The following is a 24823-nucleotide window of genomic DNA, read 5'->3' on the forward strand; positions in this document are numbered from 1 at the left end:
CCTGACAGAAGAAATGCCGCGAGCGCGCAGCGTCTTCCGACGCTCTGCGCATTCAGGGAGGACATGGAATGAATCGACGATTTCTTCTTGCCGCAACCACCGCTCTGCTGGTTCCGGGTCTGGTTTGGGCCCATGGGCCGACCCGGCAGAAAGTCACGCTGACTGCCGAGGTCGCAGCCTCACCAGAAGAAGTCTGGGCCGTTGTCGGGAACTTTGATGATATGTCGTGGCATCCGGCTGTGTTTGCGACCGAAGGAAACGGCGGCAATAAGATTGATGCGACCCGATTGCTGACACTTGGCCAAGAAGGCGGTCCGACGATCAATGAAATCCTGTACAAGTACAGCGCAGAGAAAATGAGCTACTCCTACCGGATCACCGAGGTCGCGGTAGAGGTGCTGCCAGTCACCAACTATTCGTCGCATCTGACGGTAAAACCGCGCGACGGAGGTGGTTCGGTCATCGAATGGCGCGGTGCCTTCTATCGCGGGTATCCAAACAACGATCCTCCGGCCGAGTTGAATGACGAAGCCGCCATTGCCGCCGTGACCGGCGTCTATCAGGCGGGTCTCGACGCGTTGATCGAGCGGTTCGGTGCGGCAAGTTAGCAACCCGCTGATGTTGTTTTTGGCGCTCTCTGGCTGCCCGACACTGGCACAGACAGCATTCATCACCTGTCAGAACGGTGAGGAACTAAGCCGGATAGATCTTGCACGGATGCAGGAAACGGCCCGCTGGCCCCTACCTGGCAAGCCGGCGGGTGTGGCGGTTGGTCTGGATGAAACGCTGTTCACCGTATCCCCGGACAGCAAAATGGTCAGGCGTTTGTCTGCCGAGACCGGTGAAACGATCGCGCAAGTCACGCTTGAAGGGGGGCCGATTGGAATCGCTCTGGATCAGGATCGCGGGCGGGTTTTCGTCTCGGACTGGTACAACGCCCGACTGTGGGTGTTGGACAGTGAAACTCTGAAAGTTAAATCCGAGTTGCCCACCGGAGCCGCCCCGGCGGGAATTGCGATGTCGAAAGACGGGCGCTTTCTGGCGTCGGCCGACAAGGACGCGGACCAGGTGTCGGTTTTCGATGCCGACACTCTTCAGCCTCTGCACCGCAGCCCGGTTGGATCACGCCCCTTCGGGCTGCGTTTTGACCCGGATGGGCGTCTGTTCGTCGGAAATGTCGGCAGCAATGATGTCAGCGTGGTCAATGCGGAAACCGGCTCCGTCGTCGCAACGGTCCCGGTCGGAGAACGCCCTTACGGCATCGCCTTCGCCCACGGCCGGGCGTTCGTCACGAACCAATATGCCAATACGCTCAGCGTCATATCTCTGGAGACGCTCGAACATGAGGCCGTGATTGATGTTGGAGAATACCCCGAAGGCATTGATGCGACGGCGGGCGAAGATCTTCTGGTCATCGCAAACTGGTTCGACAACACCGTCAGCATCGTGGACCCGCAGGCGCTGTCGGTGGTAGAAACAATGGAAACCTGTGATGGGCCCCGTGCCTTTGGCCGGTTCCTGCAAGGAGGACGACCATGAAAGTTTCTCATCTGATTGCAGTCCTGTTCTGTGTGCTGGCGGCTCCGGTTTGGGCATCCAACGAGGCATGGGAAAATGTCCGAGCGATGTTGTATGGCGACCGACCGATGCACAACGGAGATGCGTTCATCGCGATTGATGCCCCCTATCGCACGCCCGACGATGCGCGGGCTCAACTGGCGGCTCAGATTGCGGCCCCTCGGGGGACGAAAGTGGCCAAGGTGACTTTGGTGCTGGACGAAAACCCGATGCCGGTTTCTGCCGTGTTCGAGTTGGAAGAACCATTGCCGAGTTTCTACTTCGACGTGACCATGCGCGTGAACGGCCCGACGCCGATACATGTCATCGCCGAAACCACGGATGGCCACCTTTGGGTGTCAGAAACTTTTGTCAAAACCTCGGGCCTTGGCGCCTGCGCGGCACCTCCCGGAACTGATCCGGAACTGGCGTTGGCAAACCTTGGAACGATGGAGGCCGAACTGGTGGGCCGCGTCCCTGCGTTGAACACACGGGCACGATTGTCCAGCTTGGGGGCGAACCGGGCCAACAAGATGGATCTGAACATTGATCACCCGTCGCATTCCGGAATGCAGATGGATCAGATTTCCCTGCTGTTCATCCCGATGCGATATGTAGAGACCGTGGATATCGATCTTGATGGCGCGGGGTATGTCCAGATGACGGGGTCGATTTCACTGTCCGAAAATCCAAGGGTCGGCATTTCCGTTCCAAGCAGGGCGCAAGCAGTTGACGTGACCATGACGGATACGGACGGCACGGTCAGTCATTTACACAAAAAACTGGCGGGTTTTTAGATCAGCCGCCTCCGGCAACGGGTTGGCCCGGGGCTGGCTCTACCCGTTCCAGCGGATAGCCCCACAAGGCCCAGCCGTCGGTACCTTCCGGGAACCAATAGACTTTGGTGTATCCCCATTCGATTGCGCGTCGGGCGGCGTTCCAGCTCATCCAGCAATCTTCCAGACAAAAGAACACGACACCGTGGTTGATATCGCCCTTGGTGCTGGCCTCCAGACCGGTTCGAAAATAGTCTGCCGTAACATCGGCAATTGCGCCGTAGCCGACATTGGGCAACCACAGTGATCCCGGAATGCTGTCGCGCGGCTTGTCGCGCCAGATCGTGCCTTCAGGCAGATTGGCCGGTTTGGGCGGCTGTGGCAAAACATCGATGAACGCGACGCTTTGTTCCTGCCACAGGCCGTACGCCTCTTCCGGGCCGATGACCGTCCCGCCGGTTATCTGATCCGGCACCGGCGCGCGGTAGTGATCCATGCGATAATCACCTGGTTCGGGAACTGTCTGCGCTATTGCGGCAGTCGAGATCAACGCAATTGCCACCGTTGCCCGCATCATTGCGACAGGTCCAGAACCTCGGTCCCCAGATCATTCACCAGGGGAACACCAGCCTCGGCCAATAACGAATTGATCTCGTCCTGGTTGCGCCGGATCTGGGAATTCAGTTGTCTTTGCCATACTTTCTCACCCTGCCGCACGCCCATGGTGATACGATAGAACAGGCGCGGCGGCAGCTCTTCCTTGATCAGTGGGATCACCTTGAAATCAGGATGGTCCGCCTTGACCAGTGGTCCGCCCAGCGGGCCCCAGAGAATGGCCGCATCGATTTCACCTGTTTGCAGGTCATCCAGCATGTCGATGGCCGGGCTTTCCACACGTCGGTCAACGAAAAGATTGTAAGGCTTGGCTTGCCCGATCAGCCCGTTCCGCGCCATATGAGCCGCAGGCGGTGTACCCGCCACGATCCCGATCCGTTTCCCTTTGAGCATGGGATCGTTCAGCCTGTCCACCTGGGCCAGATCACTGTCCATCGGCACGATCAGCGCATAGGCGGACGTGTAGTAGTGGTTGGTGTTCTGCACCAGCTCATGACCTTGCGCATAACCGATCACCACATCGCAACGTTTGGCGGCCAGCGTGTTCCGTATGAAGCCTGTCGCCTGCGGAAACCAGACATATTGCACGGGCAGTTCCAGCTTTGCGGCAATCAATTCGGCCAGTTTGTTTTCATATCCCGATCCATCCTTTGATGACACGGGATAGTTGGCTGGATCCGCACAGACGCGAAAAGCCGTTCTTGAAACCAGGTCAGACGTCTGCGCCGACACGGGCACTGCCTGACAAAGCCAGACGCAAAGTCCGAAAATCGGCAGGCAGGCCTTAGCCCATACACGCATCTTCATCCTCGCGGATCACGTCAGATTTCGTCTCTTTCTTGGGAGGGCGGCCACGCGGGATCGCGCCCGATCCATGGGCTTTGAGATATACATAGATATCATCAAGAAAGCACATCACATTCGGGTTGTCGCCAAATCCCGGCATCACCGAGTTTTCAGCGGCGTTCACCACCTGGCGACCATTTGTGACGATATCAACGAAGTCGTAATAATCCATTTCCAGCGCTGAGTTTTTCAGAGCCGGCGCATAGGTCGAGCCCTCGCCATCCGGGCCATGACAGACATGGCATTCCGCGTGATAGCGCCGGAAGCCTGAAAATGTCATCCAGTCCACGGTTCCATCCTCGGCCACGTTGAATGTCGGGATATCGTCTTCGGTGTAATACCGTCCATCTTCGGAATACGCGACTGCCAGATTGTCAGCAATGGCGGCAACAGGAAGGCACAATGCAAGAATTGATGCCAGAAGACGTACAGAATGGTTCATGGAACGCTCGTTTCTTTTCAAGTGAATACCGGCGCGGTCCGATTGAACCGCGCCGGCCAGATCTTTGGCTCAGTTCGGCAATGCGAACACGGTGAGCTGACCGCCCAGCGCGGTATAGTCGCTGAGTGCGGCATAGCCACCCACTGCGCCCAGACCGTCATTCGGGTTGGTCAAACCAGCCGCCAGACCAATACCGGCCCAGCCACCGACACCTGACAGGATGCCGATATACTGCTTGCCACCTTGCTCGTACGTCATCACGTTGCCGATGATACCAGAGGGTGTTTTGAACTTGTAAAGTTCTTCACCTGTCTCGGTATTCACCGCCTTGATGTAACCTTCTAGTGTACCATAGAAAGTGACGCCTCCTGCGGTGGTCAGCGAACCCGACCAGACCGAGAACTGCTCGGGAATAGACCACTTGATCTCACCTTTGATGTTGTCCCAGGCGATGAAGTTACCCATACCACCGTGGCTATCCGGTGCAGGATACATCGCCAGCGTCGCGCCCACATAGGGTTGACCGGCGGTGTAGCTGACACGGAACGGCTCGTAGTCCATGCAAACGTGGTTCGTCGGCACGAGGAACAGACCAAGGTTCGGGTCATACGACGCCGGCTGCTGGTCTTTGGTGCCCAAAGCCGCCGGGCAGATACCGGTCGAGTTCACGTCCTCGCCGTTCTGTTCCGTCGAATACTGCGCAACCACGGCCGGGCGGCCATAGGTTTCGCTGTTGGGATCCATGTCGACGCCAGTTGTCCAGTTCACAACCGGGTCGAATTTTTCGGCCACCAGCAGCTCACCCGTGACGCGGTCCATGGTATAGGCAAGACCGTTGCGGTCGAAATGGGTCAGCAACTTGCGTTGCTCGCCATCAATTTCCTGTTCGGTGAGGATCATTTCATTGATGCCGTCATAGTCCCACTCGTCATGCGGCGTCATCTGGTAGAACCATCTTGCCATACCGGTGTCGATGTCACGCGCCATGATGGTCATGGACCAGCGGTTGTCGCCCGGGCGCTGCGCCGGGTTCCAGGTCGATGGGTTGCCCGTTCCATAGTACATCAGGTTCTCGTCCAGATCCGCAGAATACCAGCCCCATGTGGTGCCGCCGCCAATCTTCCACTGATCGCCTTCCCAGGTGTTTGTACCCGAGTCCGCGCCAACCGGCTTACCCAGATGGGTGGTCTTTTCCGGATCGACAAGAATGTCCGAATCCGGCCCCATGGAATAGGCCCGCCAGACCTGCTCGCCCGAGTTCATGTCATAGGCCGTAACTGACCCGCGCACACCGAATTCGCCACCCGAGATGCCGACAATGACCTTGTCCTTGATTGGCAACACCGTGGCTGTGTTGGTTTCACCAATCGCCGGGTCGCCATTCTGGACTTCCCAGACGACATCCCCGGACTTGGCATCAAGCGCCACAACCTTGGTGTCGGCCTGATGCAGGAAGATCTTGCCATCCGCATAAGCCACACCGCGGTTCACCGTGTCGCAGCACATGACCGGAATCACGTCCGGGTCCTGCTTGGGCTCATACTTCCAGACGATTTTGCCCTCATTTGCCAGATCAAGAGCATAGACAATGTTCGGGAACGGCGTGTGGACATACATCATGTCACCAATCACCAGCGGTGAGCCCTCGTGCCCGCGCAGAACACCGGTCGAGAAGGTCCAGGCCACTTGCAGATCACCTACATTGTCTGCGTTGATCTGATCCAGTTCGGAATAGCGCTGATTTTTGTAGTCACCCGTCTGGATCGCCCATTGTTTTGCGTTCTCCATCTGGGCAACCAGGTCGTCATTTGCGTAGGCCGTGGTGGCCAATGCAATGGCAATCCCGGAGGTCCAAAGCGATAGATTTTTCATTCAATCTCCTCCCTTTCGTGCAGCGATCTCTCTCTCTGCATTGCAACACCTCACCCAGATCGGATTACGGTGTCTGTTGATGCTCGCCCTGACCGACGGTTTTCCGGTCGCTTAGGTGGGAGAGCAATGCGATCTCTTACGACCCGCTGTCCTCAAAGGTCGCGAGATATGCGATGATGTTGGCCCGATCGTCCTCTTTTCGCAGCCCGGCGAAGGTCATCTTGATCCCCTTCGCATAGTCGCGCGGTTTCGTCAGAAACGCGTCCAGTTCTTCGGGTGTCCAAACCAGCCCTTCTTCGGACAGCGAAATCAACACCGGTGAATAGCCAAACCCTTCGACGGTTGCGGCCTGACGTCCAACGATGCCGTTCAGCACCGGCCCCACCTTGTTTTCAGCCCCCTCGCCCACCGCATGGCAGGCCTTGCACTTGCGAAAGACCTTCTCACCCGCTTCGGGGTCGCCATCGGCACTTGCGAAGGCGGGGGAAAGCATGAGGCAGGTTGCTGCGAATACCGTTCTGATCACTATCAATCTTTCCTTGTTATTTTCATTGGCTGAGACGTTCCGCGTGCCATTCGACATGGTCGCGCGCAAAACTGTTCACGAAGAAATACGAATGGTCATACCCCTCCTGGATTCTGATCTGTCCGGGCTGGCGGCGTTTGGCCATCATGTTGGCCAGAGCTTCGGGTTTGAGCAGATCAAGGAACTGATCATCCGCGCCCTGATCGATCAGCAGGTCACCTTTCCAGCCGTGCTCTTCCAGCAGCAGCGTGGCGTCATGCGCGACCCAAGTGTTTTCGTCGTCACCCAGATAGCTGCTGAGCTGCTTACGGCCCCAATCCGACCGCGTCGGGTGCGCAATCGGCGCGAATGCCGAAAGAGACCCGAATTTATCGGCGTTGCGTATCGCGATCGTAATCGCACCATGTCCACCCATGGAATGGCCCGTGATCCCGTGGCGATCCTGCACGGGGAAATTCTTCAGTACTATGTCGCGCAATTCGTCGACGATGTAGTCATACATCCTGAAATGGGCCCGCCAAGGGTCCCGGGTGGCGTTCACGTAGAACCCGGCTCCCTGCCCCAGATCATAGGCGTCATCATCGGCAACATTGTCACCACGCGGGGACGTATCGGGAAACACAACCGCGACACCGTAATCCGCGGCCGCCTCCTGAAATCCGCCTTTGGTCATCGCGTTTTCATGGGTGCAGGTCAGGCCGGACAAGTACCACAACACCGGCACAGGGCCGGATTTGGCCTGAGGCGGCAGGTAGACGGCAAAGGTCATCTCGCAATCACAGGTCTCGGACGAGTGGGAGTACACGGTCTGCTCCCCTCCGAAACTGCGGTTTTGCGAGATGATTTTCAAACCCATGTCAGTACTCCACGACCGCGCGGATCGACTTACCCTGGTGCATCAGGTCAAAGCCGTGGTTGATTTCATCAAGTGTCAGCTTGTGCGTGATCATGGGATCGATCTCGATCTTCCCGGCCATGTACCAATCCACGATCTTCGGAACATCCGTCCGGCCCTTGGCACCGCCGAACGCGGTTCCGCGCCATGACCGGCCGGTGACCAGCTGGAACGGACGCGTTGAAATCTCGGCGCCAGCGGGTGCCACACCGATGATGATGCTTTCACCCCAACCTTTGTGTGCGCATTCCAAAGCAGTCCGCATCACGCCGACATTGCCGGTCGCATCAAAGGTATAATCCGCACCGCCGCCGGTCAGTTCGACCAGATGCGCCACGATATCACCACTGACGTTCGAGGGGTTCACGAAATCGGTCATACCGAAATGAGTCGCCATTTCGGCCTTTCCGTCGTTCAGGTCGACACCAACGATCTGGTCACAGCCCGCCATGCGACAGCCCTGAATGACATTCAGGCCGATTCCGCCCAGGCCAAAGACCACGCAACGCGAGCCAATTTCGACCTTGGCGGTGTTGATGACGGCCCCGATGCCGGTGGTCACGCCGCAGCCGATGTAACAAATCTTGTCAAACGGCGCATCCTTGCGCACCTTGGCCAACGCTATCTCGGGCACAACGGTGTGATTGGCAAACGTCGAACAGCCCATGTAGTGATGGATCGGTGTGCCATCCAACATGCTGAACCGCGTCGTTCCATCCGGCAACAGACCGGCACCCTGAGTCGCCCGCACTTTTTGGCACAGGTTCGTCTTGGGGTTCAGACAATATTCGCATTCGCGGCACTCGGGTGTGTACAGCGGGATCACGTGATCCCCGACGGCAAGGCTGGTAACGCCTTCCCCGACCTCCAGAACAACCCCGGCACCTTCATGGCCCAGAATTGCAGGGAAAATCCCTTCGGGGTCATCTCCGGAACGGGTGAACTCATCCGTATGACATAGACCGGTCGCCTTGACCTCGATCAGGACTTCACCTGCTTTCGGGCCATCCAGCTCAACCTCCATGATTTCCAGAGGTTGGCCTGCCGCCACAGCAACCGCCGCGCGTGTTCTCATCTCCGTCTGTCCTCCCATGGCACCGGAATCAACCGCAGTCCGGCAGCTTGGGTCGAGTATGGGGGCGAGCACCGCGTGCAAACAATTAAGACAATGGTGTGTATTGGGTTGAATGGACTTCGCGCGCAGAGTCCGTGCATGATGTCCGCGTGGAGGAAAGCTGTGATGTCAAACGGCAAGCTGATTGTTTTGGCGCTGGCCTGTCTGGGTGCGGCTGGCCCTGGCTTGGCTGCGGATTTCTCCGATCCAACATGGCCGTGCATTCAGCGCAAGGTCGAGGACCTGTCGCTGGGCCTCATGTGGCCGTATCAGGTTGTTGACGGCGAAACCGCTGAAAACAGTACCGACATCGACGAAATCGCCGGGCTGTTGGCCCTGAGGCGGATCGAACTGGAAGACCTTCGGCCCCAGGTTGCAGAGTTTGCCGCGCGGCACAATGGGGATCCGGATATTCTGGGTCAGGTGTTCCAGCGCGTCTTTGACACCCTGTCCAAAAGGCGCAAGCACATCATCGCGGGGATCGGAGAGTTTTCGCTGAAGCAGATCGATCTGGCCGAAAAGATTGATCTGGCTAGGGTGGAAATGGATCAAGCCCTGTCTTCCGACCCGCCCGACTATGACCGCGTTGACGCCCTGGAAGAGCAGCTGGATTGGGATCAGCTGATCTATTCTGACCGTCAACGCTCGATCACCTATCTGTGTGAAACGCCGCAAATCATCGAGCGGCGCCTGTTCGCGATTTCGCAAATGCTGCAACAATTGACCTCAGACCAGGGTTGACGCAGCGGCCTCGGGGCAAGGAGGGACACATGAAACACGTATTGATCATCTTTCTGACGCTGTCGCCCCTCTCGGCCCTGGGCCAGTCCCCACTCAGCGGCGTTGACATGACCCTGCCCAAAATGACCCAAGCGCAAATGACCCGCGCCGATGTCGTGGCCCGACTTGCGGCTGCCACGGCCGACGCCCCTGCCGATTTCACCAGGGTCTGGCTGAACAATCTCGACTTGTCCGGGTTGGATTTCAGCAACGCGATCCTGCGAGCGACATCATTGAACGGCACCAATTTGTCGGGATCCACTCTGGACGGCGCGATTCTCAGCCAATCCTGGATGATCGGCGCAAACCTTTCAGGCGCATCTCTTGTCGGGGCCGAGCTGTTCCAGACTCAGCTCAGCCGGGCGGATCTGAGCGATACGGATTTCACAAACGCCAGAACAGCCGCCGATTTCACCAAGGCCAATCTTAACCGGGCAGTATTCAAAGGGGCGGATTTTTCGGCCGACATGCGCAACCAATCCATGGGGCTTATGCGCGGCGTTCTGTCCTCGGCTCGTGGATCGGACGTGGATTTCACTGACGCGCAAATGTCCCGCGCCGATCTGGAATTTGCCAAATTGCCCAACGCCAATTTCACCAATGCGGATTTGTCGATGGCAACATTGGGCGGGGCGGACCTGACAGGGGCCACATTGTCCGGTGCCGATTTTACGAATGCCGATTTGACGGCAACGCGGCTGACTGATGTTCAGGGCGCAAATCAGGCCAATCTGGACGAAGCGAAAAACCTGGATCGGGCCATTCGCTGACCGGGCTATTCCCATTCGAGTTCGGTGAATGCGACCGTTGCATTGCGCGGGTTGTAGGCGTCAAACAAGTCCCAGTGCACCGCTTCTTCCTGAGCGATCGTTTCAACCGCATCCCCCAACCGCTGGCCACTGTCGATTGCTTCGCGCGTGTCGCTTTCCAGCACGTTCAAATAGCGCATCATATCCTCGGCCCCTTCAGGCCACGCCAGGATCGGCCCACCATGGCCCGGCGCGATTTGGGTGACCTCAAGCCCGGTCATCTGTTTCAAGACGCGTTGCCAGCCGATCAGTTGACCATCCAGTGCCGGGGTATGCCGGTGAAATACAAGATCGCCGGTGAACATGACGCCGGTGTTTGCATCCATGACGGTCAAGTCATTCCCGGTATGTGCCCGGGGCCAGGCCCGCAGGATCAGTTTGCGCCCACCCAGATCAATCTCGTCCGTGGTTTCGACGGCGATGTCGACGGAAATCGGCCCGACGCCCACATAGGCGCTTTCGCCGATCGCGGCGCTCAGGCTTTCGACATAGTTGCCCAACCGGTCCAGCAACGCTCGCTCCAGCCCCACATGGCCGACAACCTGCGCACCTGAAAGGGCCAAAGGCTCTGTCCCCAATGTGTGATCGGGATGCATGTGAGTCAAAATTACGTGACTGACCGGCTTGTCCGTCTCGGCCCGAATGGCCCGCCAGACAGCCTCGCCTATCCAGGGTGCCGTGCCTGTATCAATCACGGCGACACTGTCCTGACCGATGACGAACCCGATATTGGACACGTCGCCCAGATTGTCCGCGTCGGGTTCCGCTATCAAACCGCGATGCACGAACAGACCGGGCGCAGCTTCTTCAAATTCCAGAGTCTGGCCAATGGGTTGGCAAAAAGGCGCGCCGCTACGCCAATCCGGCAGCGGTGGAGGAGTTGTTATCAGCTTCTGCTCGCATTCAGCCTGGGATCGGGCTTCGTAACCCGGCAAAAGTTGTTCTCTGCAAGGCTCTGTCGCAACCTGCGCGCATAGCAAAATCACGGCTTCAAACATGGCAGCCCTCCGACCTGAACATTGGCATAGATCTCTGCCCGAACCACCGCGCCTTTCGTCGGCATGTATTTTCCCCGCATTTTATGGCACATTCTTGGCCACCGGTTGCCGGAGGAGACACCATGGCCAGAGCACTAGCACCCGCAGCGATCCTTTCTCTTGCGCTGTCCCTGCCGGCATGGGCACAGCAGCCGATCAAAAATCCGCTGGTCGACAGCGAAACCTGGAAGGATCTGCAATACGATGTCGTGGGCGATGCTCAGATCGGGAATGCGGACACGCTGCTTGCGCTGGACGCCCCTTACCGGGCGCATGATGCCGCAACGGTGCCGATCGTTTTGAAACAGCTTGATCCCGATGCCCGGATTTCCGCTGCTACAGTCGTGATCGACGAAAACCCGGCCCCGATCGCAGGCGTCTTCAGCTTTTCACCGGCCATGGGTCAGTTGGATTTCGAGATGCGCGTTCGCGTGAACCAATATTCGAATGTCCGCGTGATCGCTGAAACGCCGGACGGGCTTCATATGACAGGCCGGTTTGTCAAAGCATCGGGCGGCTGTTCGGCACCGGCCAGCAAAGACCCAGAGGTCGCATTGGCGTCCATGGGCAAGATGAAGCTGCGCAGCTTCGGGGAAGAGGCGCAGATTTCCACATCACGTCGCGAAGCGCAGATCATGATCCGCCACCCGAACTATTCCGGCCTGCAACGCGACCAGGTCACGCAACTGTTCATCCCCGCGCATTTCATCGACCATATCGAAGTCTGGCAGGGCGATGAGTTGCTGTTCACGATGGATGGCGGCATCTCGATCTCGGAAAACCCGGCTTTCCGTTTTGCCTACAATGACAACGGCTCGACCATGTTGACGGTCAAGGCAACGGATACCGAGGGCAACACGTTCGAAAAAGACCTGCCCAAAGCCGCGGCCAGTTGACGGACGAGCCTGCGTTTATCGGAAACAGACAACCTCGGCTTCGGCCTGCGCCCGGCGCAGGTCGGCCACCATGTTTTCGGCCAGCACCGCGCTTTTGAAAAACGCCATACGCTCTCCCCCGACCCGACGCATCGACAGAACAGTTTCCGCCTGTTCATATTGCTCATACGGCAGGATCGAAGCGATCAAATCGATCGAGCATGAGCACCTGTCCAGCATCTCGCGGGTTTGACCGTTGGTGACCATGCATGCAAACACGTAATCCGCGCGCGCCGCGGTCGGGTAGTCATTGAGCCGATCCGCAACGCTTTGTGCTGACGCTGCAATGGGCGCGGCCAGAATGCCCGCGACCAGCGCTTTAAAGGTCATGCGGCTGCGTTCCCGAATTTGGCCTGACGTTTTCATTCGCGACCCTCCTGCATTCCTTCAAACCGCATTTCCGATCGATAAACGGCCGTGCCGTCACGTTCGGAAACAGCTTCCGCCACAAGGCTCAGATACCAGCCCGGGACCTCTTCGGACACCGTGACGCGAAGAACCAGGTCTCCGAAACCTTGCATCCGGTCGCGGTTCGGATCCTCGGCGAAAGGACGCATGAAAATGGTCCGAACGGGGATGGTTTTGCCACCAATCGCCGCCTCGCCCTCGACGATCTCGGCAGGTTGAACCAGCGCATCTTTGATACGGTTTCGGATGTAAAACGGGCTGCCTCCGGCGGACTCGGCCATATCCCGGATGGCGCTTTCATAGAAAACCATGATCATCGGATTGCCGACGCTGGCCGGAAAAACACCCATGGCGCGGTGTTTGTCATCTTGGCGAAATTCCAGATGTGCCATCTCGTTCCCGTCATCCGAAAAACTGAGAGAGATAAGACCACTATCACGTTCCGCCGCATCGGGTCTTATCCGGTTTGTGACGGTACGTTGATAAATCAACTCCTTGTCACGTTCGATTGTGTCCAAAACGCCATTTTGGAACAGCAAATCATAGGCTTGCTCGGCATCAACCGATGCCGCGGAAACGGCATTCAAACTCAGAAACAAAACGGCGATGCCGCAAAGAAGCCTTCTCATAATCTGGCCCTCCCAAGGATGAGAGTATGGGCAAATCGCCCCATGTCATCGCCGACTTTTGTCGGTGTTGAGCGTTTGCGCGTGCAGGGCATTCTGTATTTTCCAGAAGATCAAAGCCCGCAGCCGAGGCAGCTTGACCGGTTTCGCCATAACCGAAATTTCATGCCGCAATCCGTCTTTGCGCAACGCTTCGCTGCGATCAGCCGTGATCAGAATCGCCGGAACTTGAGTCTGCGTCATCTCTCGGATCCGGTGAATGGCCATCACGCCAGTTTCCCCATCATCCAATTGATAGTCGGCCAGAATGATATCCGGGGGCATTCCTATGTCTTTTATAAATTGCAGCGCTTCTTTCGGCGACCGGGCCGGCAGAACACTGGCGCCGTTCTGTTCCAGCCACTGGGTTGTTCCAAAAAGAACATCGCGGTCGTTTTCAATCACCAGAATGATGAAATCCAACGGCACGTCGCCCGTATTGGCCAGAAGATCCAAGGGTTCGATGGTGCTTGGCCCGGTTTCGACCCTGTCCATTTCTATGCTGAACACTGAACCAATGCCAGGTTTGGACCGCAGCGACAGCTTGTGACCCAACAGCCGGCAGGCGCGGTCCACGACGGACAAACCCAGCCCCATGCCGGACCCCAATGGCACGTTTTCGGCCCGCGTGAATTCTTCGAACACGCGTTCCTGGTCCTTGCGTGCGATCCCGATACCCGTATCCCAGACCTGCAAAATGACCTTGTCGCCGCGCCTGCGGCACCCCACCAGAACCCGACCACCCGGTTCGGTATACTGTATGGCATTCACGACCAAATTCTGGATCGAGCGCAACAGATAGACCGGGTCGGATTTCACGATTTCCGAACACGGAACCACATCAAGCGTCACATTCCTGCTCTCGGCCACCAGCGTTTGGTCGCCCTGTATCCCTGCAATCATCGTAGCAAGGCTAACTTCTGTGGGTGAGACCGTGTCCGGGTCGGCGGTTTCAAGCCGCGATATATCCAGCAATGAGTGCAACAGTTGTTCAGCAGATCCAAACGCACCGTCCAACCGCTCCATCATCTCATGAAGCTCTGTCTCACGCGTGATCTCCAGCAGGGTCGAGATCATGAGTTTCGCGGCATTGATCGGTTGAAGCAGGTCGTGGCTGGCGGCCGCAAGAAATCGCGTCTTGGAAGAAACCGCAGCTTCGGCGCGTTCCTTTGCAATCCGCAGCGCCTCTTCCACCCGCGCTTTTTCTTCGTATTCCTGAACCAACTTGGCGTTGGCATGGGTCAACTCTGCCGTGCGTTCCATAACCCGGTTTTCCAGGGTTTCGGTCGCGCGTGCCTCGAACGTTACGTCTTTCAGTTCGACCAGAAAACCACCATCCGGCAGTTGGTTGACCTGAATGTCCAATACGCGGTCTGATCCGTCGCGCACACGTTTGCGCAACCAGCCTCGGCTTTTCAGCTCGTGTTGCCACTTGCCGATCCTGAGTTCATCATCGGCCTTGATCAGCCCACGCGCCCGCATCAAATCCAAAAGCGTTTGCACTGGCATATTTGCCTGCAAGACGGAAAGCGGCAGGTTCAGTATTTCCCGGAACCGCGCATTGTGCATCATGATCTTCGTATCTGACGAAAACGTGCAAACGCCTGAGCTCATGTTCTGGAAAACCGCCTTAAGGTAGTCCTCCTGACGGTCAATAAGGGTTTCTTTCTCATCACGGTTTCTGCGAACAACCGATGTGATATCGGTCAACAGAATGACAACATTCTGAGGCGACGTGTATTGTGCGCTGAGCTGATACCAACGATCCCCACGCAGTTCGATCACGTCGCTGGACACCATCCCGGTATGGCAATTTCGCTCAAGCGTATCCAGCATTTTCGATATGCCATTGTCGGACGATACGAATTCGGGGCTGTTCTGCACCAACAGAAAAAATCGGCCCAGGCTGAGGCCGGGCCCGACAATATCAGACATATCCGGGAAGATCGCCTGAAACAGCTCGTTGCACAGGTTCAATTCGCCATCCGTGAACAGCGCAAACCCTTCTTCCATGGAAGACAGGGCCTTGACGAGGCTCTTGCGGGTTTGTTCGCGTTCGTATCTGGCGCTTTCAAGTTCGGTGGTCGCGCGTTCCAGATCGCGACTCTGCTTCATCACCTGCTGCTGCAACTCTATCGCCGATTGAAACGCCAGAAAGGCGGACGGGCCTACATCTTTCTGACGGTTGGCGCGCCGCATCAGCGCATCAATGATCTTGGCCTGTTTGGATATCTGGATCTCTGGCGGGTCGTCCGGATTAAGCATGGTCAGCTCAGTTCCCGCTTTTCGGGTTCAAAGAAAGCGACCCCTACAAAGGTCTGGTTCATGTGTACGCCGGATTGCTGCTCTCCGTAGGTGTTGAAGCCAACCACCCGGTGGGATTGCAAAACATCCGAAACCTGTTTGCTCAACTGCTTCTGTTCGATTTCGAGTTTCCGCAGAATACAGTCGAACCCAAGAATGAAATCCGGGGCCGCGCCGGTGTTGTCGCGCACATTCAGTCCAGCTTCGAGCGTTTCAATGATCTCCTTCCCGCGCCCCAGTGTCATGATAAGGCCGTCATCGATCGCCGCGAGAAAAGACAGGGATCCCCCCTCCATCGGTTCACGAATGGCACGCACATAGTAATTGAGGTTCTGCCTGAGAAGCAGCGGGTTTTCCGCGAATACCAGTGGCGAAAGATCTTCGGCCGCGCACCCGACCAGTCGTGCATATTCCTGCGCTGCCGGCGCCCCGTTGATCTCATACACCACCCGTTCTTCCGGGTTGGCGTCGGTGATTATGATCTCTGACCCGATGGGCAGGAAATGATCAAAACCGATACCCTGAAAACCAAGGTTGGTTTCAATCAGCAACAGGACGGCAGCATTGTTGTGCGCACTGCCACCGTGAAAAACGAACGTCTCTTCATATTGAAGGCCATCCCCGGCAGAGCCGCCGAATATCGGCAATCCATCCAGAACGGTTTCCAGCGTTGAAACCAGCAAGTCTTCCTGCTTGGACAATCCATCCGTAAACACCAGCGCCAGCCTGTTCCACCCCGCCGTGTGGCGGAATCTTTCGGCCAGTCGCTGCGCTGCGGCAGCGATCTCCATTGAATTGAGCGGCCTGAGCGACTCGAAAAGAATGGACGAACACCGAAAGTTGGACTTTGGAAAGGCCAACAGCAAAAGCGCATGCGATTCATAACCCGATCGCGTGATTTGACCTGCGGTGGTGCAGCCAAAGACTGGAACACCCGCAAGTCTTCTGTTCAGGCAACGTGACACCTCTGCCGAGTCAAGAGTGCTGGGGACAAAGGCCAGGACAAAGCAGGACGACAGACTATCGATTTCCGCGCAGGCTTCTTCAACGGCGGTCGTCGGGTCCAAATCATCGGAACGGCCAATCACAATGAAATTCGGTTCATGCTCCAGATCCCGCATGTGTCCCCCCTAGTGTTGAAGAAAGGATTTGACCTCCGGTTCGTGTCGCGACTGTCTGGCGACAACCGAGTCGACCAGAACAGCGGCCTGGGTCCGGTTGCGCACCCCAAGGCGGCGCAGCAAAGCGGTGATATGTGCCTTGACCGTCGCCTCTGCCAACGACAGCTCATATGCAATCTGTTTGTTGGATTGGCCCACGCAGATAAGCTTGAGAATTTTGACCTGCTGCGGCGTCAGTGATGAAAGCTCGGGGCTGGATTGGTAGACGGTGCTTTCGGAGGGCTTCAGCTCTTCGACGCGGTTGTATTCGGTGGGTACGTATCTCCGCCCAGAGGTGATCTCCTGAATGGCGTGTTTCAGGGTTTGCGCCGGCGTATCTTTCGGCAGAAATCCCATCGCACCGTGGTCCAGCAAAGATCTTACCAGCTCTCCGGATGCCAAGGACGATATCACCAGAACCGGCGCATTCGGACAGCGCTGCCGTAGCTGCTGAAAACCCGAGATACCCGTTACGTCCGGCAATTTCAGATCGAACATGATCAGATCGGGCTTGAAGCCTGCGCCAAGTATTTCAAGTGTCTGCTTCAGCGTGTTGGCTTTTTCAATTCGGCAGTTCTCGAAGCTCAGCTGCAACGCCGCGGCCAACGCATCGCTGAACAGCGGATGATCATCCACGATAAGCACGCTGGACACCTGGTCCACCGGTTTAGGGCATCCCGCAATGTGCATTGCTTCTCCTCCGACAGGAAAGGTACAGCATTTCCCGATCAGTTCAACTGTTTCATTTTGAGACACGCGAAAGATACCATAGATAACAAATGCTTGATGACTCAGCCGGTCTGGTTCCTGAGGAAGACCCTGGCAAACGCGTTCAAATCGGGCGCCGCAGCATTGGGATCAAAATACTGCCTGTCAAAGTCTTGCATGTGTTTGAGTCGACTGGATGAAGGGCCGTCGCGGCGCAGGATGGCAGAAGCCGCTTGCCGCAGCCTGTCTGCGCGACCAGACTTGGCACTGCGTCGCAATTCCCGGGCCAACGGATCAAAAACCCCAAAGCGGCGCAATGCCCTTGAAACGGCCAGTTTGTGGCCGGACAGTCCCAACCCCAAACCGGCCAGAAAAACGACAATGGCGATTGCGGCCATTGGCCAACCCAACAGCGTTGCTGGTGGCGCATCTGCCTCTGCGACGCCAAGGCCTGCGTCTTCGATGGCCGTACCATAGGCAATGCGTTGTGGTGAGATGATGACTTCTCGGGTTTCACGGGCCACAGTATCAAAGTAACTGAATTGCAAGGGTTCAACGATGCCGGACGTGTCGTTCGAGGGGCGTATGGTCCAGCGCCAGAACGCATGGGTGACCGGCCCTTCCGGGGTCAGTTCGACAAGCCGTTTCTCAGGATGCGCGAAGATCAGGGCCGAAGGCGAGGTCAACTCGGGCATGGGCGGGATCATCTCGGGCGTCGCGCCCAGGGCTTCCAGTCGAATGACGCGCAAGACCCCCTCACCCGGCGCAAGTTGATCCGGCGCATTCGACCACTGATCCGAAATCTGCAATTTGCGAACCGGAAACCACCACTCCTTGGTGGCCGGGGCTTGCGCCACCTGAATGGTCAGCGGCTCTGATTGAATCTCGTGTTCGAACCAGTCGTCATTTTCGTCTGTCAGGGTCAACCTGTGCACAAACGGACCAATTGTAAGCTTGCCTGCCTCGACAGGATAGATCGCCATCCGTCGGGTGAACACTTTGTATTTCCGGCCATTGATCCTTTGCTCCGACCAGCTGTCCGGGCCCAGTTGCGCCCAGCTGAACCCATCCAAGCGGGGTTGGATCAGTTCTTCGCGCGTGATGTGCCGACGATAGACACCCCGGATCGTCAACAGCACCATCTCTTGGGTGAAGGGAACCGGGACATCGTCTTCGATGGCAACTTCGATCAACGCCTCGGACGGCAGCACTGTTTTCGACTGCGCCAAAACCTGCATCGGAAATGCAATAAGAAGCAGAAACAGCCACTTCATTCCGGGTTCTCCGCTTCTGGAGGCGAAAGACCAAGCTTTGCCCGGCGTTTGTGTTCGTGTGCGATCCGGGCCGCCATGAACTCACCCGGAACATCGGAAAGCTGATTGAGCCAGCGCAGATCGGCAACCATGAACTTGTCATCAAAGATGCGGCGCACGCCCAGTTGCCCGCGACTGTCCAATTCCGCCAGTCCCAGCATCGTGTTCGCGTTCGTGACCTCACTGCCGGTTCCCGCCGCCCGCGCATTCCCGCGCGCGACAAAACTGTCGGCCTTGGGGCCGGATTTCCGTTCGGGGAAAAGGCTCAACGCCTCTGGGGTGATCTGCTGCCCTGCGTAATAGGCGGCCAGCACATCGAAATTCGCCTGAGCATCCAGGTTTCCCCTGGCCATGGCCTGATCATAGGCTTCCAGCGCGGCGGCCAGTTGGCCGGTCCGCGCGTAAGCATTGCCGAGGTTGTACTGGTTCCCGGCGCGCTCGAAAGCACTGGCCGCTTTGTCAAAAACGCCCGCACGGTAGAAGGCAACACCTTGCCAGTCAGGGTCGGAAAACAGCTTTGCAGCCATTGGATACAGACCGGTTGCCAATGCGACGCGGCCAAAAGGGGCAGCGCCGCCCAGCGCAAAGGCGACGGCAATGCAAATGGCACCTGCAATCGCGAACCATCTCATGCCCCTTCCCTCCAGAACAAGAACAGCAGGGGGAGCAACGCGAAATACAGCATGTACCGCCCCAGATCATGCCAGAACAGCACCGGATAGTCCGCCCGTATCAAGCGGGTTGCGGCATCATCTGCCAGCCAATTGGCCAGATCATCTGACTGGTTCAAAGTGAAAACAGCACCACCGCCGAGCGCGGCGTGGGTTTGGATTTGCGCAGTCGTGGGGTGAGCCGACACCAAGGACACGCGCACCCCTCGTGCGGCAAGCGATGCGACCTGCTGCAATGAGGGTGATCCAAGCCCGTCTCCGTCAGTGAATAAGACGACGTCCCCGGCCAGGATGCCCGCCTCTTCCATCCGCTGCAACGCCAAAGCCAGCGCGCGTTCGGGTCGCGATCCCTTGTCCGGAACGGTCTGCCCATCGATGAGCGACAGCGTTTGACCCAATTGGCGGTGATCGGTGGTCATATCCGTGGCGACATAGGCATCGCCCGCGTAAACGATGATGCCGCCGGGGCGGGACCCAAGCGCACTGACACCCAAACGCCCCATGCTCAGCAGTTGCGGCCAGCGGTCGCCTTCCGCCACGCTGTCTGATGCATCCACAAGGAACAAAACGCCATCCAGATTGCGATAGGTCTGCGCGTCGCGCCGTTCGATTGCCGGGCCGGTCAGGGCAATCGCGACGATCCCGGCGGTCAGAAGCAAGGCGGCTGGTTTAACCGGGAAGGAGCCGCCTTCGATCCGGCCAATCGCGGCCATCGCCTGGACAAGCTGCGGGTCGGTGATCTTGTCCCAGGCTCCGAACCCTCCGGCACGGGAAAGCAACCACCACCCTGCCCCGCAGATGACGGCCAGCAAAAGCCCCCAGGCCGGTCTGAGCAGAGTGACATCCAGCTCAATCATCACGCTTGCCTCCACGCCGCCAACAGGGCAAGCGCTGCCGCCATTGCTGCGGGCCAGGTCCAAAATGATCGGTAGACCTCGGCCGTAAGGCCCGCGCTATCCGTCGCTTCCAGCCGATCCAAGGCTTGAGTCACGTCGACAAGATCATCGGTGGTTTTGACGCGAAACGCTTCGCCGCCGGAAATTTCGGCAATGGCGCGCAGGGTTGTCGCATCGACGACGCCGCGCTCACCAGGTTCGGCGCTTTGCAGGTCTTTTGGACCCAGAGCAATCGTATGGACCCGCACCCCCATCTCGGCCGCCAGTTCGGCCACGCCACCGGGGTTCGTGGCGCCCGCGTTGTTCACTCCATCCGACAACAGAATGACGACCCGCGACGCCGCATGGCTGTTGGCCAGGCGCTTCAAAGCAAGGCCCAGACCATCGGATATGTTTGTCGCGCGGCCCGAGATACCGATCGTGGCCTCTTGGATCCGTCGCGCGACAGCCTCGGTATCGAAAGTGAAAGGCGTGGCGAAATAGGCTTCGGACCCGAAAACAATCAAGGCCACCCGGTCGCCGGCGCGGCGTCGGGCGAACTCGGATCCAACGCGGGTCACCGCCTGCAAACGGGTGATCTGGTGCCCATCGAGATAAAAGTCCTCCCGCACCATCGATCCCGAAAGATCCAGAACAATCGCAAGGTCCCGTCCGGACACTTTCAAGGCGCTGACGGGTTGCAGTTGGCGCGGACCGGACAGTGCAAAAATCATGAGCCCCCAAATGATCCACAAAATCAGGAGGTCCGCCAAAGTCCGGGTCCTGGCCTGAGCCTGTGGGCTGGCCGCCATAAGCATTCCGCCTATGCGGTCCGGAACTGGGAACCCCCGCTCGAAAACCGGCCGCGGCTTGACCAGACGTGTGATGACAAGAGGCAATGGCAGCGCCAGCAAGATCCAGGGGTCAGCAAGCTCAAACACGACCCGCGACCTCCTCTTGCAGGGTCGCCAGATCCGGTTCGCCGCCGGGTTGATAAAGATCACCCGTCAACTCTGCATAACGCTTCGGATTCCGAGCGCGCAATTTGTGCAAAAGAGCCACCCTGCGGCGATCCAAGGACCACCCCGGTTGTTCAACAGATCGATCAGGTGGATCCGGCCGCCTGTTTGCTGTGGTCCTGACACTCAGCAACCGCAGGATGGCGACACAGCCGACCGAGGCCAGCGCCGCAATACCAAGAACAGCCGCGTATTCCGCAACCGCCCCGCCTGCGGCCTCGGCGGGCAAATGGATATCCCGCAGGCTGGCCAGCATCGTGGCTTCAGAGAGTGCTTTCTCACTCATGCCACATATCTTGCCGCGAAAACCGACGAAATGCGACGAGAGGTTTGTTCGACCGGGTCACTGGCATTCAAGACAAGCGCGGGATGTGTTGCCACCTTCTGAAACGCAAGTTCACCGGAAGGCTCTGCCCGGGCCAGATAGACCCGCTTTTGCCGCCCATCTGAAAGGCGGATCGGATACCAGCCCCTTGGCATCTCATGCGCTTTGCTTTCGGTCACAAGCAGCAGTCTTGGGGTGCGGCGATGATTGAGCCGGTCCAGCACGTCCGAAAAGCCCTCTCCCTGCTGATCGAAGCCAGACGCGATGATAATCTCGGACCCCGTCGGCGTCAGGCGCCCAACGCCGGCAAGTGCCTGTTCCAGCGTCCAGCTTTCATCCTCACCTTTTTGCAGCGCGGTCAGACTGCGCGCATGAGCCTGAACCAGGCCACCGATCACGTCCAGCATTCCGCGCGTTTTCCCTCGCAACGGTACGATGACGGGTGCGCCGGCGGTAAGCGCGAAAAGACCAACACGCCCGCCGCTTTCAACCATGAACCACCCGATCAGGGTCAAGGCTTCGGCGGCAGCGACTGACAGAAACGCCCGCTGGATGCCCCAGAACATCGGTGCACGAAAATCCGCAACCAACAGGGCGACGCGATCCTGTTCCTCCTGAAACTGCCGGATATGCATACGCCCCGTGCGGGCGGTTGTTCCGCGATCCAAATGACGAATGTCATCCCCGTCCACATATTCGCGTACATCTGCAACCTCGACGCCCTGCCCGCGCTTTCGGGTCAGAAATCCTCCGGGCAGGGCCGACATTGTCGGGTTGCCGTGGTCGGTCAACGCGATATGCCGCAATGCAATCAAGGCCTCGGTCGTCAGGCGAACCCCCGCATGTGCCAGCACCCCCGTCACAGCGGCTCGACCGTATTCAGAATGTCGGCCACCAACTCGCGCGGCTTTTTCCCATCCGCAACGGCTCTCCAGGTCAGCACCATGCGGTGGGCCAGCGCATCGGGCGCAACAGCGGCGACATCTTCAGGCAGGGCGAAATCCCGGCCCCGCAGATAGGCGCGCGCGCGCGATGCCGAGGCCAGGGCCAATGACCCACGCGGCGAGACAGCGTGTTCAATATATTCGGAAAACGGACCTTCACGGGTCGCAAGCACAAGCCGTACGATATAGTCCCGCAATTCTGGCGCGACGTGAACCGACTGGGCTTCGGCGCGGGCAATCTTCAGCTCCTCAAGCGTCATCCGCTGCGCGTCCGGAGGCCCATTCCGGGTTTCGGCGATGACCAGATCAAGGATCTCACGTTCCGTTTCCAGATCCGGCAATGTCAGTACGACATGCAGCAGAAACCTGTCCAGCTGCGCCTCGGGCAAGGGAAAGGTTCCATCATGTTCAATAGGGTTCTGGGTCGCCACGACCAAAAAGGGATCCGGCAGGGCGTATGTTTCATTACCAACCGTAACCTGATGTTCTGCCATGGCCTCCAACAAGGCAGACTGCACCTTTGGCGGCGCGCGGTTGATCTCGTCAACCAGCACCAGCGTATGAAACACCGGCCCCGGAACAAACTCAAAGCGGCCTTCCTGAGGCTGGTAAACTGGCGTTCCGGTCAGATCAGAGGGCATCAGGTCAGGTGTGCATTGAATACGGGCAAAGCCGCCCTCGACAGCGTTTGACAGCCATTTGACCGCCCGTGTCTTCGCCAGCCCGGGCGGACCTTCTACAAGAAGATGACCACCTTCCAGCAGCGCGATCAAAAGAGAGTCCACCAGATGCGCATGACCGATAAGCCCCTGCGACAGATACGCGGACAATCCCGCAATGGCGCGTGGCGGGTTTTCAGGCCTCGTATCCATATGTCCTCCCATAGCCTCCGAGGGCGCATTTCCTGCGCTCAGGCTACCCGGAGTCACCCGCCCGACAAAACACGTCAGATGGTATTACCTGGGCACACGAACCGAATTGGTGCAGCCTTCATCAAAAAGGGCTGCGAATCTGGGATTGGCGAGGGTTTCGTCCGCCTGCGCCCACAGCCGGTCATATTGGGCATCAATGTATTCGATAAAGCCGGGGTCTATGGTTTGATCCACCGGGGATTGCGCGACAGCATGCATCATAAAGACGTCAAACGCACAAAGACCGCTTGGGTTCGAATCCAGCAATGCGCGCATGAAGTCGTGCGAATTCCAAGGCAGGCGCTGCAAGTTTACCGGCGTTTCCTGCAATTTCGACAAGAATCCTGACGACTTGTCATATAGCAGGATGTCCATGCCGAAGGTGAAGGACTGAAACAGTTCTTCCAGCAGGATCGATTTGTGAAAATCCCTTTCAAGCTTGCTGGGTCGATCATGCGCCGGTTGTTTGACCACGATATGGGTCCCCTGCCCCCGATGACCAAAAAAGGTCTGTGCCATCGCCGGTGATGTCACCACATAATTTCGACCTGCAGGCAAACCAAGCTGGTGGAGTTCGCTGAGCCAGTCGATATCTGACGAAAGGTCCCGATTGGGAGGGTACCCGGAATACAATCGCAAAACCACGGTTCGACCGGTTCCACAATCGCGCGCAGATGGGCCTGCGTAGCGCATGGGTGTCGGGTGGCCGAAGCTGTGTTTCAGCAACGCCCGAAAGGTATCAAGAACGACAAGCGTTTGCGGATGCGGTTTTTCACCGACCAGGCACAAGGCTGCACCGGCCTGATCGCGGCCATTGATGTGAACGGGGATCGCCATGTCCCGCCCCAGCATCGTGGACCGCAGTTCATACCCCCATCCTCTCTGTGCAAGTTCGATATAATCGCTCTTCTCTGCACAAAGCGCGCCTGCAAAAGCGACAATCGCCAATACTTGCAACAACAGATAGCGCATTCAGCCCCTCTCAATGTGACGCGCATTCTATCCGGGATACGGGTCTCTCGCAAAATTCATTGAGACCCGCCTCGATGGGAATGGCGATCCGTTTAGCCCACCAGCTGAGCAACCTGCTGAACCGGAAAGAGCGACCTGGCGTGAATTGAAATTGCTGGTCATGTTGACCAGTTCCATTCCCGCAAGGACGTATATTTTTGTACCGTCGGACTTAGACCATAGCATTGGCTTTGCCAGACATTTGTTGAACCGATGGCCTTGCTCAACAATGCTATCAGGAAATTTCAACCTTACGTTTTCAATTGGGACCGAAAGCCATCCGCACGTTAAATTCAGGCGCATCA

27 protein-coding genes are annotated in these 24823 nt (G+C 57.8%); 6 read left to right on the plus strand and 21 right to left on the minus strand.

Annotated features, from left to right (window positions below):
* Nucleotides 1–68: 68 nt before the first annotated feature.
* From GOW60_RS10990 to GOW60_RS11000, 3 genes are read left to right on the plus strand one after another with little or no spacing between them, the layout of a single operon-like run.
* Nucleotides 69–608, plus strand: a complete 540-nt coding sequence (locus GOW60_RS10990; protein ID WP_171229293.1) for an SRPBCC family protein — start codon at nucleotides 69–71, stop codon at nucleotides 606–608.
* A 10-nt stretch (nucleotides 609–618) separates the two neighbouring features.
* Nucleotides 619–1539 carry a YncE family protein gene (locus GOW60_RS10995; RefSeq protein WP_171229294.1) on the plus strand — a complete coding sequence of 307 codons (921 nt, stop codon included), beginning with the start codon at nucleotides 619–621 and terminating at the stop codon, nucleotides 1537–1539.
* Nucleotides 1536–2354, plus strand: coding sequence for a quinoprotein dehydrogenase-associated SoxYZ-like carrier (locus GOW60_RS11000; protein WP_171229295.1), 819 nt, complete (start codon nucleotides 1536–1538; stop codon nucleotides 2352–2354). Before GOW60_RS10995 ends, GOW60_RS11000 begins: the two co-directional genes overlap by 4 nt.
* 1 nt (nucleotide 2355) lies before the next feature.
* Here the strand turns inward: GOW60_RS11000 and GOW60_RS11005 are convergent, their stop codons facing one another.
* The 7 genes from GOW60_RS11005 to GOW60_RS11035 all read right to left on the minus strand — a co-directional run bounded on the left by GOW60_RS11005 (nucleotide 2356) and on the right by GOW60_RS11035 (nucleotide 8604).
* Nucleotides 2356–2910, minus strand: coding sequence for a PQQ-dependent catabolism-associated CXXCW motif protein (locus GOW60_RS11005; RefSeq protein ID WP_171229296.1), 555 nt, complete (start codon nucleotides 2908–2910; stop codon nucleotides 2356–2358).
* Nucleotides 2907–3749 (minus strand): substrate-binding domain-containing protein, encoded by an 843-nt coding sequence (locus GOW60_RS11010; protein ID WP_371813346.1) that lies wholly within the window; start codon nucleotides 3747–3749, stop codon nucleotides 2907–2909. The genes GOW60_RS11005 and GOW60_RS11010 overlap by 4 nt, the downstream gene beginning before the upstream one ends.
* A complete protein-coding gene (locus tag GOW60_RS11015) occupies nucleotides 3733–4236 on the minus strand; it encodes a c-type cytochrome, methanol metabolism-related (protein WP_171229298.1) in 504 nt (167 codons plus the stop codon). Before GOW60_RS11015 ends, GOW60_RS11010 begins: the two co-directional genes overlap by 17 nt.
* Nucleotides 4237–4305: 69 nt before the next feature.
* Nucleotides 4306–6108, minus strand: coding sequence for a methanol/ethanol family PQQ-dependent dehydrogenase (locus tag GOW60_RS11020; protein WP_171118316.1), 1803 nt, complete (start codon nucleotides 6106–6108; stop codon nucleotides 4306–4308).
* Between the two features lie 136 nt (nucleotides 6109–6244).
* Nucleotides 6245–6601 (minus strand): cytochrome c family protein, encoded by a 357-nt coding sequence (locus tag GOW60_RS11025; protein ID WP_171229299.1) that lies wholly within the window; start codon nucleotides 6599–6601, stop codon nucleotides 6245–6247.
* A 55-nt stretch (nucleotides 6602–6656) separates the two neighbouring features.
* Nucleotides 6657–7490 carry an S-formylglutathione hydrolase gene (gene fghA / locus GOW60_RS11030; protein WP_217355541.1) on the minus strand — a complete coding sequence of 278 codons (834 nt, stop codon included), beginning with the start codon at nucleotides 7488–7490 and terminating at the stop codon, nucleotides 6657–6659.
* A gap of 1 nt (nucleotide 7491) precedes the next feature.
* Nucleotides 7492–8604, minus strand: coding sequence for an S-(hydroxymethyl)glutathione dehydrogenase/class III alcohol dehydrogenase (locus GOW60_RS11035; RefSeq protein WP_171118312.1), 1113 nt, complete (start codon nucleotides 8602–8604; stop codon nucleotides 7492–7494).
* 165 nt (nucleotides 8605–8769) lie between these two features.
* Here GOW60_RS11035 and GOW60_RS11040 point away from each other — a divergent pair, with 165 nt between their 5' ends.
* Together GOW60_RS11040 and GOW60_RS11045 are read left to right on the plus strand one after the other, a co-directional pair.
* The gene (locus GOW60_RS11040) at nucleotides 8770–9384 is read left to right on the plus strand and encodes a hypothetical protein (protein ID WP_171229300.1); all 615 of its coding nucleotides are present in this window, start codon (nucleotides 8770–8772) and stop codon (nucleotides 9382–9384) included.
* Nucleotides 9385–9413: 29 nt separating this feature from the next.
* A complete protein-coding gene (locus tag GOW60_RS11045) occupies nucleotides 9414–10193 on the plus strand; it encodes a pentapeptide repeat-containing protein (RefSeq protein ID WP_171229301.1) in 780 nt (259 codons plus the stop codon).
* Between the two features lie 5 nt (nucleotides 10194–10198).
* On the opposite strand, the gene GOW60_RS11050 is transcribed toward GOW60_RS11045, so the two are convergent.
* The gene (locus GOW60_RS11050) at nucleotides 10199–11230 is read right to left on the minus strand and encodes a quinoprotein relay system zinc metallohydrolase 2 (protein ID WP_171229302.1); all 1032 of its coding nucleotides are present in this window, start codon (nucleotides 11228–11230) and stop codon (nucleotides 10199–10201) included.
* A gap of 122 nt (nucleotides 11231–11352) precedes the next feature.
* Between GOW60_RS11050 and GOW60_RS11055 the strand changes: the two genes are divergently transcribed.
* Nucleotides 11353–12165, plus strand: a complete 813-nt coding sequence (locus tag GOW60_RS11055) for a quinoprotein dehydrogenase-associated SoxYZ-like carrier (protein WP_171229303.1) — start codon at nucleotides 11353–11355, stop codon at nucleotides 12163–12165.
* Between the two features lie 15 nt (nucleotides 12166–12180).
* Here GOW60_RS11055 and GOW60_RS11060 read toward each other — a convergent pair whose 3' ends face one another.
* The 13 genes from GOW60_RS11060 to GOW60_RS11120 all read right to left on the minus strand — a co-directional run bounded on the left by GOW60_RS11060 (nucleotide 12181) and on the right by GOW60_RS11120 (nucleotide 24479).
* The gene (locus GOW60_RS11060) at nucleotides 12181–12534 is read right to left on the minus strand and encodes a hypothetical protein (RefSeq protein ID WP_171229304.1); all 354 of its coding nucleotides are present in this window, start codon (nucleotides 12532–12534) and stop codon (nucleotides 12181–12183) included.
* 32 nt (nucleotides 12535–12566) lie between these two features.
* Nucleotides 12567–13241, minus strand: coding sequence for a hypothetical protein (locus tag GOW60_RS11065; RefSeq protein ID WP_171229305.1), 675 nt, complete (start codon nucleotides 13239–13241; stop codon nucleotides 12567–12569).
* A 45-nt stretch (nucleotides 13242–13286) separates the two neighbouring features.
* Nucleotides 13287–15542, minus strand: a complete 2256-nt coding sequence (locus GOW60_RS11070; RefSeq protein ID WP_171229306.1) for a PAS-domain containing protein — start codon at nucleotides 15540–15542, stop codon at nucleotides 13287–13289.
* Between the two features lie 2 nt (nucleotides 15543–15544).
* Nucleotides 15545–16702, minus strand: coding sequence for an FIST N-terminal domain-containing protein (locus GOW60_RS11075; RefSeq protein WP_171229307.1), 1158 nt, complete (start codon nucleotides 16700–16702; stop codon nucleotides 15545–15547).
* Between the two features lie 9 nt (nucleotides 16703–16711).
* Nucleotides 16712–17431 carry a response regulator transcription factor gene (locus GOW60_RS11080; protein ID WP_171118293.1) on the minus strand — a complete coding sequence of 240 codons (720 nt, stop codon included), beginning with the start codon at nucleotides 17429–17431 and terminating at the stop codon, nucleotides 16712–16714.
* Nucleotides 17432–17532: 101 nt separating this feature from the next.
* Nucleotides 17533–18723 carry a BatD family protein gene (locus GOW60_RS11085; RefSeq protein WP_171229308.1) on the minus strand — a complete coding sequence of 397 codons (1191 nt, stop codon included), beginning with the start codon at nucleotides 18721–18723 and terminating at the stop codon, nucleotides 17533–17535.
* Nucleotides 18720–19394 (minus strand): tetratricopeptide repeat protein, encoded by a 675-nt coding sequence (locus GOW60_RS11090; RefSeq protein ID WP_171229309.1) that lies wholly within the window; start codon nucleotides 19392–19394, stop codon nucleotides 18720–18722. Before GOW60_RS11090 ends, GOW60_RS11085 begins: the two co-directional genes overlap by 4 nt.
* Complete coding sequence (locus GOW60_RS11095) at nucleotides 19391–20290, minus strand: VWA domain-containing protein (protein WP_171229310.1); 900 nt, start codon at nucleotides 20288–20290, stop codon at nucleotides 19391–19393. The genes GOW60_RS11090 and GOW60_RS11095 overlap by 4 nt, the downstream gene beginning before the upstream one ends.
* Nucleotides 20290–21249, minus strand: a complete 960-nt coding sequence (locus GOW60_RS11100; protein WP_171229311.1) for a VWA domain-containing protein — start codon at nucleotides 21247–21249, stop codon at nucleotides 20290–20292. Before GOW60_RS11100 ends, GOW60_RS11095 begins: the two co-directional genes overlap by 1 nt.
* The gene (locus GOW60_RS11105; RefSeq protein WP_171229312.1) at nucleotides 21242–21613 is read right to left on the minus strand and encodes a hypothetical protein; all 372 of its coding nucleotides are present in this window, start codon (nucleotides 21611–21613) and stop codon (nucleotides 21242–21244) included. The genes GOW60_RS11100 and GOW60_RS11105 overlap by 8 nt, the downstream gene beginning before the upstream one ends.
* The gene (locus GOW60_RS11110) at nucleotides 21610–22515 is read right to left on the minus strand and encodes a DUF58 domain-containing protein (RefSeq protein ID WP_371813347.1); all 906 of its coding nucleotides are present in this window, start codon (nucleotides 22513–22515) and stop codon (nucleotides 21610–21612) included. The genes GOW60_RS11105 and GOW60_RS11110 overlap by 4 nt, the downstream gene beginning before the upstream one ends.
* A complete protein-coding gene (locus GOW60_RS11115) occupies nucleotides 22512–23468 on the minus strand; it encodes a MoxR family ATPase (RefSeq protein ID WP_171229313.1) in 957 nt (318 codons plus the stop codon). The genes GOW60_RS11110 and GOW60_RS11115 overlap by 4 nt, the downstream gene beginning before the upstream one ends.
* 84 nt (nucleotides 23469–23552) lie before the next feature.
* The gene (locus tag GOW60_RS11120) at nucleotides 23553–24479 is read right to left on the minus strand and encodes a hypothetical protein (RefSeq protein WP_171229314.1); all 927 of its coding nucleotides are present in this window, start codon (nucleotides 24477–24479) and stop codon (nucleotides 23553–23555) included.
* Nucleotides 24480–24823: the final 344 nt, after the last annotated feature.

This window comes from Ruegeria sp. HKCCA4008 (genome assembly GCF_013033125.1).
Classification (GTDB): domain Bacteria; phylum Pseudomonadota; class Alphaproteobacteria; order Rhodobacterales; family Rhodobacteraceae; genus Ruegeria.

Excerpts from the sequence above, each read along its gene's own strand:
- GOW60_RS10990 (WP_171229293.1), top strand. The coding sequence starts at position 69 with ATGAATCGACGATTTCTTCTTGCCGCAACCACCGCTCTGCTGGTTCCG.
- GOW60_RS10995 (WP_171229294.1), top strand. The coding sequence starts at position 619 with ATGTTGTTTTTGGCGCTCTCTGGCTGCCCGACACTGGCACAGACAGCA.
- GOW60_RS11000 (WP_171229295.1), top strand. The coding sequence starts at position 1,536 with ATGAAAGTTTCTCATCTGATTGCAGTCCTGTTCTGTGTGCTGGCGGCT.
- GOW60_RS11005 (WP_171229296.1), bottom strand. The coding sequence starts at position 2,910 with ATGATGCGGGCAACGGTGGCAATTGCGTTGATCTCGACTGCCGCAATA.
- GOW60_RS11010 (WP_371813346.1), bottom strand. The coding sequence starts at position 3,749 with ATGCGTGTATGGGCTAAGGCCTGCCTGCCGATTTTCGGACTTTGCGTC.
- GOW60_RS11015 (WP_171229298.1), bottom strand. The coding sequence starts at position 4,236 with ATGAACCATTCTGTACGTCTTCTGGCATCAATTCTTGCATTGTGCCTT.
- GOW60_RS11020 (WP_171118316.1), bottom strand. The coding sequence starts at position 6,108 with ATGAAAAATCTATCGCTTTGGACCTCCGGGATTGCCATTGCATTGGCC.
- GOW60_RS11025 (WP_171229299.1), bottom strand. The coding sequence starts at position 6,601 with ATGCTTTCCCCCGCCTTCGCAAGTGCCGATGGCGACCCCGAAGCGGGT.
- fghA (WP_217355541.1), bottom strand. The coding sequence starts at position 7,490 with ATGGGTTTGAAAATCATCTCGCAAAACCGCAGTTTCGGAGGGGAGCAG.
- GOW60_RS11035 (WP_171118312.1), bottom strand. The coding sequence starts at position 8,604 with ATGAGAACACGCGCGGCGGTTGCTGTGGCGGCAGGCCAACCTCTGGAA.
- GOW60_RS11040 (WP_171229300.1), top strand. The coding sequence starts at position 8,770 with ATGTCAAACGGCAAGCTGATTGTTTTGGCGCTGGCCTGTCTGGGTGCG.
- GOW60_RS11045 (WP_171229301.1), top strand. The coding sequence starts at position 9,414 with ATGAAACACGTATTGATCATCTTTCTGACGCTGTCGCCCCTCTCGGCC.
- GOW60_RS11050 (WP_171229302.1), bottom strand. The coding sequence starts at position 11,230 with ATGTTTGAAGCCGTGATTTTGCTATGCGCGCAGGTTGCGACAGAGCCT.
- GOW60_RS11055 (WP_171229303.1), top strand. The coding sequence starts at position 11,353 with ATGGCCAGAGCACTAGCACCCGCAGCGATCCTTTCTCTTGCGCTGTCC.
- GOW60_RS11060 (WP_171229304.1), bottom strand. The coding sequence starts at position 12,534 with ATGACCTTTAAAGCGCTGGTCGCGGGCATTCTGGCCGCGCCCATTGCA.
- GOW60_RS11065 (WP_171229305.1), bottom strand. The coding sequence starts at position 13,241 with ATGAGAAGGCTTCTTTGCGGCATCGCCGTTTTGTTTCTGAGTTTGAAT.
- GOW60_RS11070 (WP_171229306.1), bottom strand. The coding sequence starts at position 15,542 with ATGCTTAATCCGGACGACCCGCCAGAGATCCAGATATCCAAACAGGCC.
- GOW60_RS11075 (WP_171229307.1), bottom strand. The coding sequence starts at position 16,702 with ATGCGGGATCTGGAGCATGAACCGAATTTCATTGTGATTGGCCGTTCC.
- GOW60_RS11080 (WP_171118293.1), bottom strand. The coding sequence starts at position 17,431 with ATGCACATTGCGGGATGCCCTAAACCGGTGGACCAGGTGTCCAGCGTG.
- GOW60_RS11085 (WP_171229308.1), bottom strand. The coding sequence starts at position 18,723 with ATGAAGTGGCTGTTTCTGCTTCTTATTGCATTTCCGATGCAGGTTTTG.
- GOW60_RS11090 (WP_171229309.1), bottom strand. The coding sequence starts at position 19,394 with ATGAGATGGTTCGCGATTGCAGGTGCCATTTGCATTGCCGTCGCCTTT.
- GOW60_RS11095 (WP_171229310.1), bottom strand. The coding sequence starts at position 20,290 with ATGATTGAGCTGGATGTCACTCTGCTCAGACCGGCCTGGGGGCTTTTG.
- GOW60_RS11105 (WP_171229312.1), bottom strand. The coding sequence starts at position 21,613 with ATGAGTGAGAAAGCACTCTCTGAAGCCACGATGCTGGCCAGCCTGCGG.
- GOW60_RS11115 (WP_171229313.1), bottom strand. The coding sequence starts at position 23,468 with ATGGATACGAGGCCTGAAAACCCGCCACGCGCCATTGCGGGATTGTCC.
- GOW60_RS11120 (WP_171229314.1), bottom strand. The coding sequence starts at position 24,479 with ATGCGCTATCTGTTGTTGCAAGTATTGGCGATTGTCGCTTTTGCAGGC.